We start from the raw sequence: 13,160 nt of genomic DNA, 5'->3' as shown, positions 1-13,160 counted from the left end.
CTCCGATGCCATGCGTTTCGTGATCTTAGGCGGCGTCGCCGCCATGGTGCTGTCGGCTACGCCCGCACTGGCCAAGCCTCCGGCCCCCGCCCAGCTCGCCGAGGCCGTCCTCACCCCCGAGGACCTGGGTGACGGCTACGCCGACAACGTCAAGCGCCCGCGTGAGGCGCTCGACAAGGACTCCGCGCACACCAAGGCCTGCCGGACGGCGATAGACAGGCTGAAGCCGCTGCTCAGGAGCAAGGCGGCCGCCTTCATCGACAAGCGGGGCAAGCCGTCCGGGCTGCGGCAGTTCGCGCTCGGCGCCACCCCGGCAGGGCTGGCCTCCTGGCAGGCGGCGGGCAAGGCGATGGCGCGTGACTGCGCCGGGGTGGACAAGAGCACCAAGAAGCGCAAGGAGGGCATCAAGCGGCTGTCCGTCGGGCGCGTGGGCACCTGGGTGTACGCGATCCGCTACAGCGACCATCCCCAGGAGTTCGCCCGCCCGATCCACGCCCAGGACGTCGTGCTCATGCGGGTCGGCCAGGTCGTCACGCTGGTCGTGAGCGACGGCTACTTCGGCACCTTCGACCCGGCGCTGAGCCGGCGCGCGGCCCGCCTGGCCGCGGCCAAGCTCAAGGAGGCTCAGGGCTGATGTACGGCGCGGCGGGACGGGTACCAGCTCTCGCCGACCGGCTCGCCGGCCAGATTCCAGCTCCAGGAGATCGTGGGCGTGATGCGCAGGTACACGCCGGGCCCGACCATGCCGGTGCGTTCGAAGGGCTGCTCGGCCACGCCGTACACGCGGATGCCGCGCGCGACGAACGGGTCGGAAGACGGCATGTCATCGACCACCAGCGCGACCTTGGCGCGTCCGGCGGCGACGTTGCGGAACTTGCGGGTGTCCACCACGCTCTGGCCGCCGCCGACCCAGAAGTACGTGCCGTCGAACTCGTAGGCGACCGGCATCACGTCGGGCTGGTCGCCGGCGTCGAGCGTGGCGAGGCGGGCGAGGGACTGGGAGCGCAGGTAGGCGCGCTCCTCGTCGGTGAACGTCATGGCAGGTCTCCCTTTCTGCGGCGGTCCTCTCCCTTTACACGATCGGGCGGCCCGCGTGTCGACAGACACGGGTAAATCGCGTTGCGGGGTGGACGCCGCCTTCGCCACGCTGGGCGGATGAACGTGCCCTATCGGCAGATCCGTGCCGTCTACACCGAGGAGACGATCACCGTCTACCAGGCCTACGACCCGGCCATCGCCGTTGCGGCGGTCGCGGCGCAGCGGTTCGTGGCGCCCTTCAAACGCGAGCGGATGACGTGGATCAAGCCGTCGTTCCTCTGGATGATGTACCGCTGCGGCTATGCCACCAAGCCCGGCCAGGCCCGCGTGCTGGCCGTTGACATCAGCCGCGACGGCTTCGCGTGGGCGCTGGCCAACGCGTCGCTGAGCCACCACGGCGGCGCGGAGGTACGCGGCAGGCCGGTGCGGGTGCAGTGGGACCCTGAGCGCGACGTGCACCACAACCCGCTGCCCCACCGCTCGATCCAGATCGGGCTGTCCGGCGAGGCCGTCACCCGCTACGCCGACGAGTGGATCACCGGTATCCGCGACATCACCCCGCAGGTCAAGGCCGTGCACGCGGCGCTGCGGGCCAAGCGGGACGTCACCGGGCTGCTGCCCGCCGAGCGTCCCTACCCGCTCGGCGCCGAGCTGGCCGCCGTCGTCCAGGCCTCCTAGAGCGCGGCCCACAACCCCTCGGGGACCGGGGTACGGAAGTCCGCCACGTTGGCCAGCACCTGGGCCGGAGTGTGGGCCCCGATGAGGATCGAGCGCACGGCCGGATGGCGCAGCGGGAAACGCATCGCGGCCCCGGCCACCGGCACCCCGTACGCGGCGCAGGCGTCCACGATCGGCCGGACCTCCGGCGGCGGATCGGCGGGCGGCTCGGCCAGCAGGCCGCGGTGGAACAGGCTGGCCGCCACCACCGGGACGCCCCGCTCGGCGCACAGCGGCAGAAGCTCATCGAAGGCGGTACGGCGCAGCAGCGTGCACTGGTTGGCGGCCAGCAGCACGTCGGGATCGGCGTTCCTGACGAAGGCGGCGAGCATCGCGGGCTGGTTCATGCCGACGCCGATCGCCTTCACCACTCCCTGCGCGCGCAGGTCGGCCAGCGTCGCGAACGCCTCGTCGAGGGCCTGGGGCCAGTGATGGTCGGGGTCGTGGACGAGCAGGATGTCGACATGGCCGGTGCCGAGCCGTTCCAGCGACTCCTCCAGGCTGCGCAGGACGCCGTCGCGGGAGAAGTCCCAGACGGCGTGCCGGTCGTCGGCCACGGCGAAGATCCCAGGGCCGCCGGGGCCCGGCCGGATCAGCCGGCCCACCTTGGTCGACAGCACGTACTCCGACCGGGGCCGGTCGCGCAGCGCCGCGCCGAGACGGCGTTCGGCCAGGCCGAGCCCGTAGTAGGGGGCGGTGTCGAAGTAGCGGATGCCCGACTCCCAGGCGGCGTCCACGACCGCGCGGGCCTGCCCGTCGCTGATGGGACGCAGGTAGTTGCCGAGCGGGCCGCCGCCCAGCCCCAGCTCGGGCAGGTGGGGCAGGGTCACGGGGCGGGTTCCAGGTGGAGCCAGGTGGTGACGACCTCGGTGACGGCCTCCAGGTGGTGGTCCTCGCCGGCCTCGACGATGAGCACGTCCCCGGCGGCGAAACCGGACACCTCGCCGTCGAGGTGGATCCGGCCCGTGCCGGACAGAATGAGGAAGATCTCGGGGTCGGGATGGGTGTGCGGGCCCCGGTTGTGGCTGATCTGCCCGGGGGGCAGGGTGGAGACGCCGCCGGACTCGACCCGGTAGCCGGGTAACGAGATCCCGTCGCCGTGCTCGGCCAGCGTGCTCCTGCGCATGGGGGGCTCCTTTGCGGAGAAGGGTGCGTGCGCGCCTCTGGCACCGGGCGCGCACGCGGTCTGTGGGAACGCCGTCAGCCGAGGACGCCGCTCTCCTTGGCCGCCCGCTCGATGGCGGACAGTTCGTCGGCGGTGAAGCCGAGGCGGTCCACGGCGGCGGCGTTGGCCGCGAGCTGCTCGGGGCTGGAGGCGCCGACGAGCACGGAGGTGATCCGCTCGTCGCGCAGCGCCCAGGCGAGGGCCAGCTGCGCCACCGATTGCCCACGATCAGATGAAATTTCCGACAATTGCCGTACGAAGGACAGCACCTCCTCCGTCACCCGGTCAGCCGTCAGGAACCGCCCCTCCGCCGCCCGCGAGTCCGACGGGATGCCCGCCAGATACCGGTCCGTCAGCAACCCCTGGGCCAGCGGCGAATACACCACGCAGCCCACGCCCTCCCGCTCCAGCACCCCGAGCAGTTCCTCCTCGATGTCGCGCCGCAGCAGCGAGTAGACGGGCTGGTGCACCAGCAGCGGCGTGCCCAGGGAGCGCAGCAGCCCGGAGATGGCCTCCGTGCGGCCGGGGGAGAAGTTCGACACGCCCACGTACAGCGCCCTGCCGGTGCGGACCATGTGGTCCAGGGCCGCGGCCTGCTCCTCCAGCGGGGTGTCCCGGTCGTCGCGGTGCAGATAGTAGATGTCGACGTGGTCCAGGCCGAGGCGGCCGAGCGACTGGTCCAGGGTGGCCAGCAGGTGCTTGCGGGAGTTGCCCTTGCCGTAGGGGCCGTCCCACATGGGGTTGCCGCCCTTGGTGGTGACCACGATCTCGTCCCGCATGCCGCGCAGGTCGAGCTGGAAGATCGAGCCGAACGTGCGCTCGGCGGCGCCGAGCGGCGGGCCGTACCGGTCGGCGAGGTCGAAGTGGGTGATGCCGAGGTCGAGGGCCGCGCGCACGATCGCGCGCTGGCTCTCCGGCGTACGGCCGTCGCCGAAGTTGTGCCAGAGCCCGAGGGAGACAGCGGGCAGCAGCAGCCCGCTGCGCCCGCACCGTCGATAGTCCACGTACTACCTTCCTGCGATTCCGGTCAGAGTGACGCCCCTGATGAAGGTCTTCTGGGCGATGAAGAAGATGATCACGATGGGCATCATGGCGATCAGGGCCACGGCCATCATCTGGTTGTACTGCGTGGCGAACTGGTCGGTGAACAGCCCGAGCCCCATGGGCAGCGTGAACTTCTCGGTCGTCCTGATGTAGATGACCGACTCCAGGTACTGGTTCCAGTTGCCCACGAAGGAGAACAGGCAGATGGCCGCCAGCGCCGGCTTCGACAGCGGCAGCATGATCCGCCACAGGATTCGCAGCTCGGAGGCGCCGTCGATGCGGGCGGCGTCGATGAGCTCCTGCGGGATCGTGGTGAAGAACTGCCGCAGCAGGAAGATGTAGAGCGCGACCCCGAAGAACTCCGGCACGATCAGCGGCAGGTACGTGTCCACCCAGCCGATCTTGGAGAACAGGATGAACTTCGGCACCAGCGTGATCTCGCGCGGGATCATCATGGTGGCCAGCAGCGCCCCGAACATCAGCGTGGCCGCCCGCGCCCGCATCCGCGCGAACGCGTAGGCCGGCAGGACGCACGAGATCAGGTTGCCCGCCATCGACAGCGCCGTGATCAGCACGGTGTTGAGCATGAACCGTGTGTAGTCCAGCGACCCGAACCAGCCGCGCGAGTAGTTCTCCCAGTGGAAGGAGTCGGGCAGCCACTGCGGCGGGAAGGCGAGGTTCTCCGCGTCCGACTTCAGCGACGTCGTGATCATCCACAGGAACGGCAGCACGAACACGACGGTGCTCGCGATGAGCAGCACGTACGCGCCCGCCCGCTGCGCCCGCCGGATCCGCTCGGTCTGCGCCGGGGTGAGGGTCCTCGGCTCCGCTCGTTTCAGCAGCATCGGGACCTCACTTGAACTCGTAGTGCACCCAGCGCCTGGCCAGGGCGAACTGGATGGCGGTGACGGCGATGATGATGGCGAACATGGCCCACGAGAGCGCCGCGGCGTACCCCATGTCGAAGTAGACGAAGGCGTGCCGGTAGATGTAGAGGCCGAGCACCATCGTGGCGTTGCCGGGCCCGCCCTCGGTCATGGCCAGGATGAGCACGTAGCCCTGCAGGGCGCCGATGAAGCCGGTGACCACGTTGAAGAAGATGACCGGCGACATCATCGGCACGGTGACGCTCCAGAAGCGCCGCCACCAGCCGGCGCCGTCGATCTCGGCCGCCTCGTAGAGCGACTTCGGGATGCCCTGAAGCCCGGCCAGGTAGATGACGATGGTGTTGCCGGCGCCCCACACCGCCATGAGCACCAGTGCCGGGATGGCCCACTCCTGCGAGGCCAGCCAGCCGGGGCCGGTGATGCCGACCGTGGCCAGGACCTTGTTGATCAGGCCGTAGTCGGGGTGCAGGATGTTCAGCCACAGCAGCGCCGTCGCCAGCCCGGAGACCACGGACGGCATGTACATGACGGTGCGGAACAGGCCCTGGAAGCGCAGCGGCTGGTTGAGCAGCAGCGCCATCACGAACGTGAACGTGACGCCGAGCGCGACGTAGCCGACCCCGTACTGGACGGTGTTCTCGATCGACTCCCAGAACTCGGGGTCGCCGAACATGCGCTCGTAGTTGGCCAGGCCCACCCACTGAGGCGCTTTCAGCAGGTTCCACTCCATGAAGCTGATGACGATGGCCGCGATGATCGGGCCGGCCGTGAACAGGATGAACCCCAGCAGCCACGGCGAGACGAACAGGTGGAAGCGCCGCGCCTCGCGCTGGGCGAGCGTGGCCATCACGCGATCTTGTTCTCGGCGAGCAGCGGGCCGACCTTGGCGGCGATCTCGTCCAGCGCCGCCTTGGCGTCGATCTTGCCGAGCATCGCGCGCTCCCAGATGGGCTTGGCCGTGTCGACCGCCTTCTTGGTGGCCGGCAGGCGCAGCACGCCGTCACTGGTGGCGTAGTCGGCGAGGATCTCCTTGACCAGTTCCGCCGTTTCCTTCGGGATGCCGAGCGCCTCGGCGTTGGGCAGCCACGCCGACTGGCGCGCCGGGGCGCTGATGCGGCGGAACTGGTAGCCGGAGGACGACAGGTACTCGTAGATGTAGAGCCACGCCGCCTCCTTCTGCTGGGAGGCCTCGGTGATGACCAGGGCGCTGCCGACGGCGGGGGAGAAGCGGCCCTGCGGGCCCTTCGGCACGTGCGTGGCGCCCCACTTGAACGCCTTCTGCTTGGCCAGTTCCGTCATGATCCAGGCGCCGTTGATGTGCATGGCGGCGTGGCCGGACTTCCACGGGTCGACCTTCTCCAGCAGGAGCTCCTCGGCCAGGCTCGGCGTGACGCCGTCCTTGAGCAGCAGGTCGAGCCACATGCCGAGCGTCTTGACCGCCTCGGGGGAGTTGACCTGGACCTGGGTCTCGTCGGGGGAGAGGAACCGCCCGCCGTACGGCATCAGGAAGACCGTCGACAGGTCGGGGGCGGGCTTCGGGGTCGGCGAGAAACCGAAGATCTTCGTGGCGCCGGAGCCGCTCTTGAGCTTCTTCGCGGTCTCGATCATCTTCTCGAAGGTCCAGGTCTCGTCCGGGTACTTCAGGCCGGCCTTGTCGAAGATGTCCTTGTTGAAGAAGAGCAGCTTGGGTGCCATGTCGGTGGGCAGGCCGTACAGCTTGCCGTCGCGCTCGAAGTAGGCGAGCCCGGCCTTGGGCAGGTCGTCCCTGGCGAAGTCGGGGGACCTGGCGATGAAGTCCTCCAGTGGGGCGACGATGTTGTTGGAGATGAAGTTCTGGGTCCAGGAGTAGTGGTTGTACATGACGTCGGGCAGGGAGCCGCCCGCGGCCTGGGCCATGTACTTGGTGAGGAAGCCGTCGAAGGTCGAGGTCTCGCGCTTGATCTCGATGTTCGGGTGGCGCTTCTTGAAGAAGTAGTCGAACTGCATGTTGCGCACCTCGGCGATGACGTCCGAGGTGGAGGCGATGGTGATCGTCACCTTGGCCGCGGGGTCGGCCACGTCCGACTTCGGCCACTGCAGCGAGTTGTAGAGCTTCTCGGCCTCCTCGAACGGCCAGGTGTCGTTGCCCGGCCGGTTGGGGTCGATGGTCTGGATGCCCGTCTTGACCGGCGCGGCGGCCTGCTTCTGCTGGCGCGTGTCGCCTCCGCAGGCGGCGATGACGGGCATGGACGCGGCGGCCACGGCGAGGGCCAGCATCCGGCGGCGGTTCATGTCCATGGATGACCTCTTTCAGAGGAAGATCTCGATGGCCGCACTGGCGGTCGGAGGGTTGAGGTGCCGGGCGCACACAGGCCTCACGGTCAGTCTCGCCGCAAAGGTCCGATGACTCAGGGGCATGGCCGTACCGTAGACCTGGTAATTAACTTCGTCAAGAATTGAATTGCAATCGCTTGCAACCTAGGCTCGGGCGCACTGTGAGCTAGCCATGGAGGCTTTCGTGCCCAAATGGACCTGTGCTGCCGACGATCTGGAAGCAGTGATCGAGCTCTCGCCTGACGGCGAGCTTTCATGGGAGGTACGGCACGCCGGCCGGGTGGTCGTCAGCCCGTCCCGGCTGGGCCTGAAGGCCGCCCACGCCGACCTGACCCGCGGCCTGGCGTTCGAGGGGATCACCAGCCGGGCCGTCGACGAGACCTACGAGACCGTGACCGGCAAGAGCCGGGCGCACCGCTACACCGCCACCGAATGGACCCTCTCCTTCAGCCCAGGCCTGGAACTCCAGGTGCGGGTGGGGTCGGGCGGCGTGGCGTACCGGTATCGGGTCAGCTGGACCGGCCCCGTCACGATTTGCGATGAAATTTCGGAGTATGTGGTGCCGGCGGCGGCCCGCGCCATCCTCCTGCCCTACGAGAACGGCCGCTGCGACTACGAGGAGATCCACCACCACACCACCGTCGAGCGGGCCGAGCCGATCCTGTACGGCTACCCGTCGCTGTTCCAGATCGGCGAGAGCTGGATGCTGGTCACCGAGTCGAACCTGGACAGCGGCTACGCCGGCACCCGCCTCGCCTTCGACGGCACCGCCTTCCGCCTCGACCTGCCCGACCCGTACGTCACCGCCGCCTCCCCGCTGGTCACGCCCTGGCGTACGGCGATCGTCGGCGACCTCGCCGCCATCGTCGCCGGCGACCTGGTGACCAGCCTGGCCGAGCCGTCCAAGGTGCCCGACGCCTCCTGGGTCAAGCCGGGCGCCGCCGCCTGGTCCTGGTGGTCGGACGGCCCCTCCACCCGCGACCTGGAGGCCCAGAAGGTCTGGGTGGACTTCGCCGCCGGGATGGGCTGGCCGTACGTGCTGGCCGACGCCGGATGGAACAAGGAGTGGATGCCCGAGCTCATCGCCTACGCCCGCGAGCGCGGCGTCGGCATCTGGCTCTGGTCGCACTGGCAGCACGTTGACACCCCGCTGGAGCATCGCGAGAAGCTCGCCCTCTGGAAGGAGTGGGGCGCAGTCGGCGTGAAGATCGACTTCACCGAGTCCGACGGCCAGGACCGCATGCGCTGGTTCGACTCCATCCTGGAGGCCACCGCGAGGCTGGAGCTGATGGTCGTCTTCCACGGCGGCACGATCCCGCGCGGCACCGAGCGCACCTGGCCGCACTTCATGACCGCCGAGGCGGTCAAGGGCGCCGAGTGGATCAAGCCGAAACCCGGCAAGGAACCGCTCTACCCGCCTGCGCACTACCTGTCGCTGGCCTGCACCCGCAACGTACAGGGCCCGATGGACTTCACCCCCGTCACCTTCAGCGCCGTGCGGAGCATCTCGGCCGGCTTCGAGCTCGCGCTCGCCGTCCTGTTCGAGTCCGGGGTGCAGCACTTCGCCGACAGCATCGAGGCGTACGGCGCGCGCCCCGAAGCCCGGCGCCTGCTCGCCCGGGTCCCCGTCGCCTGGGACGAGACCCGCCTGCTGTCCGGCGACCCGGCCGACCACCTCGTACTGGCCCGCCGCGACGGCGAGGTCTGGTACGTGGCCTGCGGCACGGCGGGCGAACCCCGCGTGATCACGGTCGCGCTCGACTTCCTCGCGGACGGCGTCGCGGCCGAGGAGGCCGAGGTCGCCCCGGGCGCCAAGCTCGACATCCCCGTGGCCGCCAACGGCGGTTTCACCTTACGGCTGGCCCCGCGCCGGCCGTCATGACCGGAAAGAGGACCCGTGCACCCCACCCGGATCGGCGCCGCCACGGCGGCGGCCGCCCTCGCCCTCGGTGTCTTCACCAACGCGCGGGCCGAACCCCAGCACGACAGGGGCGGCACGCTCGTCGCGCAGACCACCGCCACCCACGCCCGCGTCCACAGCGACCGCCGCCCGATGGGCGCGGGCCTGTACGACCGCAAGGCGGACCGGACCTATGTCTCCTGGATGGGCAAGGACTCCGACGCCTACTTCCAGGACTACGACCACAAGGGCGGCCGCTGGAGCACGCCGGTCAAGATCGGCTCCTCCTTCAAGGACAAGCACAACTACCCGGTCATGGTCCAGGCCGACGACGGCAAGCTGCTGGTCTTCCACGGCGCGCACAACTCGCCGCTGCGCCTGGCCACGCGGGCGGCCGACGGAACGTGGAGCGACCGCGGCCTCGGTGACGTCGCGCCCTACTACGCCTCCTACCCGATGGCGCTGAAGGCCCGCAACGGCGACGTCTACGTCTTCTTCCGCGACACGCTCAAGGAGGACGACAAGACGGCCTTCGTCGACGACCGGCCGATGCAGTACCTCATGTCCACCGACGACGGCGTGACCTGGAAGAGCTCGGGCGAGCTGACCGGCCACCCGTACATCCTCGGTTCCGAGCGCGCGGACAACATGAACGAGGTCTACGTCGCCGAGATGACCGAGTACGGCGGCCGCTTCCACATGCTCTGGACGATGGCGGGCGGCGGCAAGCCCGACGTCCACGGCCACGGCACCCAGATCCACGACGTGTTCTACGCCGTCTTCGACCCGGCCACCCGGCACTTCTCCACGGTCACGGGCGAGGACCTGGGCACCCAGCTCGACCAGGCCGAGATGCTGGACAAGGCGATCGTCTGGCGCAGCAACAGGGAACTGCTGCACGGCACCGGCTTCACCCACTCGGTCCAGGTCATGGCCGACGGCAAGCCGGTGATCGTCTTCTACGACAACCAGACCGGCGGACAGCGCGCGTGGCTGACCGCGGGCCGCTGGAACGGCCGCTCGTGGGACTTCACCCGCCTCACCCAGGAGTACGGCCTGCTCGACAGCGAGAAGACCGGCCCCCACACGCTCCGGGTCTACACCACCAGGGGCAGCGAGCCGGGCATCACCGCCTTCACCCTCGACCGCGGCCGGAACTGGCGGCAGGGACAGTACATCTGGACCGACACCAAGCTCCAGAAGGGCAACGTGATCGAGGGCGGCAAGGACCCGGTCCGCATGCTCGCCGAGACCAACACCGGCACCCAGGACCAGACCGTGCAGACCGGAAACGTCTACGCCGTGGGAGAGATTCGATGATCAGGCAGCTCGCGGTGGCGCTCGTGCTGGTGGCCGCCTTCACCCCGTCCGCGGCGCAGGCCGCGGGCGATCGCTGGGAACTGCGCTGGAACCCCAGCCCGTCGCGCGACGGCGTCAACGCCTTCGAGGCGCTGGAGGACGACCGGCGCGGCTCGCACGCCGACGGCATGCCGCACGTCTCCGCCGGCAGGAACGCCTGGCGCTTCGACATGCACACCGTGGACCGCGACGGCTCCGACCGCCAGCGCAACGAGGTACGCGGCATGCGCGACGGCCGGGGCCGCGCCCTGGAGATGCGCAAGGACGAGACCTGGCGGATCAGCTGGCAGATGTACATTCCCGACACCCTGGACGCCACCTCCAGCTTCAGCCACATCTGGCAGCTCAAGACCTCCGACATCGGCACCCCGGTCGCCCAGCTCTCCCTGCCGATCAAGAGCGGCGTGCAGAAGATCGAGGCCCGCTACTGGACGCTGGCCGACAACGCCACGCACGGCTTCGCCTCCTACGACCTGGAGGCGATCCAGAACAAGTGGGTCACCACCACCATCGAGATCAAGTCCAGCGACAAGGGCTACATGCGCTGGGTGCTGAAGGACGGCCACCGCACGCTGGTGGACCAGCGGATCGACGACATCGACTTCTACTGGACGGAAGAGCAGTACAACCGTCCGAAGTGGGGCATCTACCGCAGCATCCGCAGCACCGGCCTGCAGGACACCCACATGCTGGTCAGGGACCTCAAGGCGTGGACGCTGGGGCCGGTCAACCCGCCGGTCCGGCTGCCGGCGCCCGACCCGGCCGCGTACGAGGCCGAGCGCAAGGGCACGCTCTTCGAGGGCGCGGCGGAACCCGTCTACTGCAAGATCTGCTCCGGCGGGCTCAAGACCATCCTCATCGGCGGCAACACCTACGACTACACCACGGTCAAGGGCATCCTCTCCGAGACCACCGCGACCAAGGAGATGACCGTCCACGCCGTCGTCAACGGCACCCAGTCCTTCCGCGTCAGCGTGAACGGCGCCGACTCCGTCGAAGTGCCCATGACCGGCACCCCCGACAAGATCACCACGACGACCGTCCAGGTGCCGCTGATCGCGGGCGTCAACAACATCCGCTTCTTCAACCTCACCGCCAGGACGCCCGAGCTCGACAAGATCGTCATCAGGTAGGAGCGGAGCATGGATCTCACCAGGCGCGGGTTACTGGCCGCCGGCGGCGCGCTGGCGTTCGCCGCCGCCGCGGGCACAGCCCCCGCACGGGCGGGCGCCCTCTGGCAGTCCGCCCTCGTGCGCTACGACCGCCGCGGCCGCCTCGTCTACACCGCCGACGCCGAGGGCAACCGCGTCCCGGACTTCAGCCACGCGGGCTACCGGGGCGGCGAGCGGCCCATCCCGCATGTGCGCGTGGTCAAGGTGATCAGGCCCGTCGAGGGCGACAACACCGCGCACATCCAGGCCGCGCTCGACGAGGTGGCGGCGCTGCCCCGGCGGCGGCGTGGCGCGCTGCTGTTGCTGCCCGGCCTCTATCCGGTCGCGGGCACCCTGTACGTGCGCGCCGACGGCCTCGTACTGCGCGGCACGGGCGACGGGGCCGACCCCGCGTCGGACACGATCATCAAGGCCACCGGCAACACGCCCAAGGACCGCAACGTCATCGTGGTCGGCGGCGTCGCGGGCGGCGGCTGGCGGGGTGAGGTTCCCGGCACCCGTACCGGCATCACGAGCGACTTCGTGCAGGTCGGCGCGCGCGAGTTCCGGGTCGCCGACCCGGGCGCGCTGCGGGCCGGGCACAACGTCGTCATCACCCACCCCTGCACCGAGGAGTGGCTGAAGGCGATCGACCACGGCGGGCACGACGTCGGCCCGCCGTGGAAGGTGGGCGAGCACCCGCTGTACTTCAACCGCTACGTCACCGACGTCTCCGGGGACGTCGTGACGGTCGACGTGCCCCTCTACAACCACCTCGACCGCGCCCACAGCCCGTCCTTCCTCTACACCTGGGACCGGGCCGGGCTGGTCACCGAGGTCGGCGTGGAGCGCCTGCGCGTCGACATCGAGTACACGGGCGATCCCGAGCAGGACGAGAACCACGCCTACAACGCGATCTACCTGCTGCGCTGCGAGGACGCCTGGGTACGCGACTGCACCGCCCTGCACTTCACCCAGGCCGGCTTCGCCACCCAGGAGACCACCCGCGCCACCATCCAGAACTGCCGCGCCGTCGACCCGGTCAGCATCGTCACCGGCAGCCGCCGCTACAACTTCAACACCTACACCTACTCGCAGCAGATCCTGTTCAAGGACTGCTACGCCTACAAGGCCAGGCACGCCTTCGTCTCCAACGGCCACAGCACGGTCTCCGGCATCGTGTTCCTGCGCGGCGTCTCGGAGTACGCGCTCAACTCCAGCGAGGGCCACCGCCGCTGGTCGCAGGGCCTGCTCTTCGACGGCCACCGCGACCTCGACCCGCACTACGACTACACGCTCGGCCTGTACAACCGCGGCCGCTACGGCACCTCGCACGGCTGGTCGGCGGCCCATTCCGTCGCCTGGAACTGCGACGTGTCCACCAGCAGGCTGATCGTCCAGAAGCCGCCCACGGCCCAGAACTACGCCATCGGCTGCCGCGGGACGATCACCGGCGACGGCCCGTTCGCCCAGCCCGCGGGCTACATCGAGGGCGACAACCGGCCCGGCCTGCTACCGCCCTCGCTCTATCAGGCACAGTTCCTCGACCGCCACCGATGAGTTCCGGCTTCCTCCGGGGTCTGCAT

At 69.4% G+C, this 13,160-nt stretch carries 13 protein-coding genes; 6 read left to right on the top strand and 7 right to left on the bottom strand.

Features of this window, described 5'->3' with window-relative positions; genetic code table 11:
- The first annotated feature begins 10 nt into the window (after positions 1–10).
- A complete protein-coding gene (locus ACFWYW_RS06680; RefSeq protein WP_379621429.1) occupies positions 11–634 on the top strand; it encodes a hypothetical protein in 624 nt (207 codons plus the stop codon).
- On the opposite strand, the gene ACFWYW_RS06675 is transcribed toward ACFWYW_RS06680, so the two are convergent.
- Positions 625–1,038 (bottom strand): PPOX class F420-dependent oxidoreductase, encoded by a 414-nt coding sequence (locus ACFWYW_RS06675; protein WP_379621427.1) that lies wholly within the window; start codon positions 1,036–1,038, stop codon positions 625–627. The genes ACFWYW_RS06680 and ACFWYW_RS06675 overlap by 10 nt on opposite strands.
- 117 nt (positions 1,039–1,155) lie before the next feature.
- On the opposite strand from ACFWYW_RS06675, the gene ACFWYW_RS06670 reads away from it, so the two are divergent.
- On the top strand, positions 1,156–1,716 hold the full coding sequence (locus tag ACFWYW_RS06670; protein WP_379621425.1) for a DUF4291 domain-containing protein: 561 nt from the start codon (positions 1,156–1,158) through the stop codon (positions 1,714–1,716).
- Here the strand turns inward: ACFWYW_RS06670 and ACFWYW_RS06665 are convergent.
- From ACFWYW_RS06665 to ACFWYW_RS06640, 6 genes are all read right to left on the bottom strand, one after another.
- The gene (locus ACFWYW_RS06665) at positions 1,713–2,585 is read right to left on the bottom strand and encodes an aldo/keto reductase (RefSeq protein ID WP_379621423.1); all 873 of its coding nucleotides are present in this window, start codon (positions 2,583–2,585) and stop codon (positions 1,713–1,715) included. The genes ACFWYW_RS06670 and ACFWYW_RS06665 overlap by 4 nt on opposite strands.
- Entirely contained in the window at positions 2,582–2,881 is a 300-nt protein-coding gene (locus ACFWYW_RS06660) for a cupin domain-containing protein (RefSeq protein ID WP_184960603.1), read from the bottom strand. Before ACFWYW_RS06660 ends, ACFWYW_RS06665 begins: the two co-directional genes overlap by 4 nt.
- Positions 2,882–2,955: 74 nt before the next feature.
- Positions 2,956–3,924, bottom strand: a complete 969-nt coding sequence (locus tag ACFWYW_RS06655) for an aldo/keto reductase (RefSeq protein WP_379621420.1) — start codon at positions 3,922–3,924, stop codon at positions 2,956–2,958.
- A 3-nt stretch (positions 3,925–3,927) separates the two neighbouring features.
- On the bottom strand, positions 3,928–4,809 hold the full coding sequence (locus tag ACFWYW_RS06650; protein WP_379621418.1) for a carbohydrate ABC transporter permease: 882 nt from the start codon (positions 4,807–4,809) through the stop codon (positions 3,928–3,930).
- 7 nt (positions 4,810–4,816) lie between these two features.
- The gene (locus ACFWYW_RS06645) at positions 4,817–5,698 is read right to left on the bottom strand and encodes a carbohydrate ABC transporter permease (protein ID WP_184960606.1); all 882 of its coding nucleotides are present in this window, start codon (positions 5,696–5,698) and stop codon (positions 4,817–4,819) included.
- Positions 5,698–7,128 carry an ABC transporter substrate-binding protein gene (locus ACFWYW_RS06640; protein WP_379621415.1) on the bottom strand — a complete coding sequence of 477 codons (1,431 nt, stop codon included), beginning with the start codon at positions 7,126–7,128 and terminating at the stop codon, positions 5,698–5,700. The genes ACFWYW_RS06645 and ACFWYW_RS06640 overlap by 1 nt, the downstream gene beginning before the upstream one ends.
- A gap of 220 nt (positions 7,129–7,348) precedes the next feature.
- Between ACFWYW_RS06640 and ACFWYW_RS06635 the strand changes: the two genes are divergently transcribed.
- From ACFWYW_RS06635 to ACFWYW_RS06620, 4 genes are read left to right on the top strand one after another with little or no spacing between them, the layout of a single operon-like run.
- Positions 7,349–9,046, top strand: a complete 1,698-nt coding sequence (locus ACFWYW_RS06635) for a glycoside hydrolase family 97 catalytic domain-containing protein (RefSeq protein ID WP_379621413.1) — start codon at positions 7,349–7,351, stop codon at positions 9,044–9,046.
- A 15-nt stretch (positions 9,047–9,061) separates the two neighbouring features.
- A complete protein-coding gene (locus ACFWYW_RS06630) occupies positions 9,062–10,384 on the top strand; it encodes a BNR-4 repeat-containing protein (protein WP_379621411.1) in 1,323 nt (440 codons plus the stop codon).
- Positions 10,381–11,556 (top strand): hypothetical protein, encoded by a 1,176-nt coding sequence (locus tag ACFWYW_RS06625; protein WP_379621409.1) that lies wholly within the window; start codon positions 10,381–10,383, stop codon positions 11,554–11,556. The genes ACFWYW_RS06630 and ACFWYW_RS06625 overlap by 4 nt, the downstream gene beginning before the upstream one ends.
- A gap of 9 nt (positions 11,557–11,565) precedes the next feature.
- Positions 11,566–13,134 (top strand): right-handed parallel beta-helix repeat-containing protein, encoded by a 1,569-nt coding sequence (locus tag ACFWYW_RS06620; protein ID WP_379621407.1) that lies wholly within the window; start codon positions 11,566–11,568, stop codon positions 13,132–13,134.
- Positions 13,135–13,160 lie beyond the last annotated feature (26 nt).

It is taken from the genome of Nonomuraea sp. NPDC059023, from assembly GCF_042740095.1.
GTDB lineage: Bacteria > Actinomycetota > Actinomycetes > Streptosporangiales > Streptosporangiaceae > Nonomuraea.
Note: the sequence above shows the minus strand (reverse complement) of the source record. Positions and strands in the feature narration are given on the sequence as shown.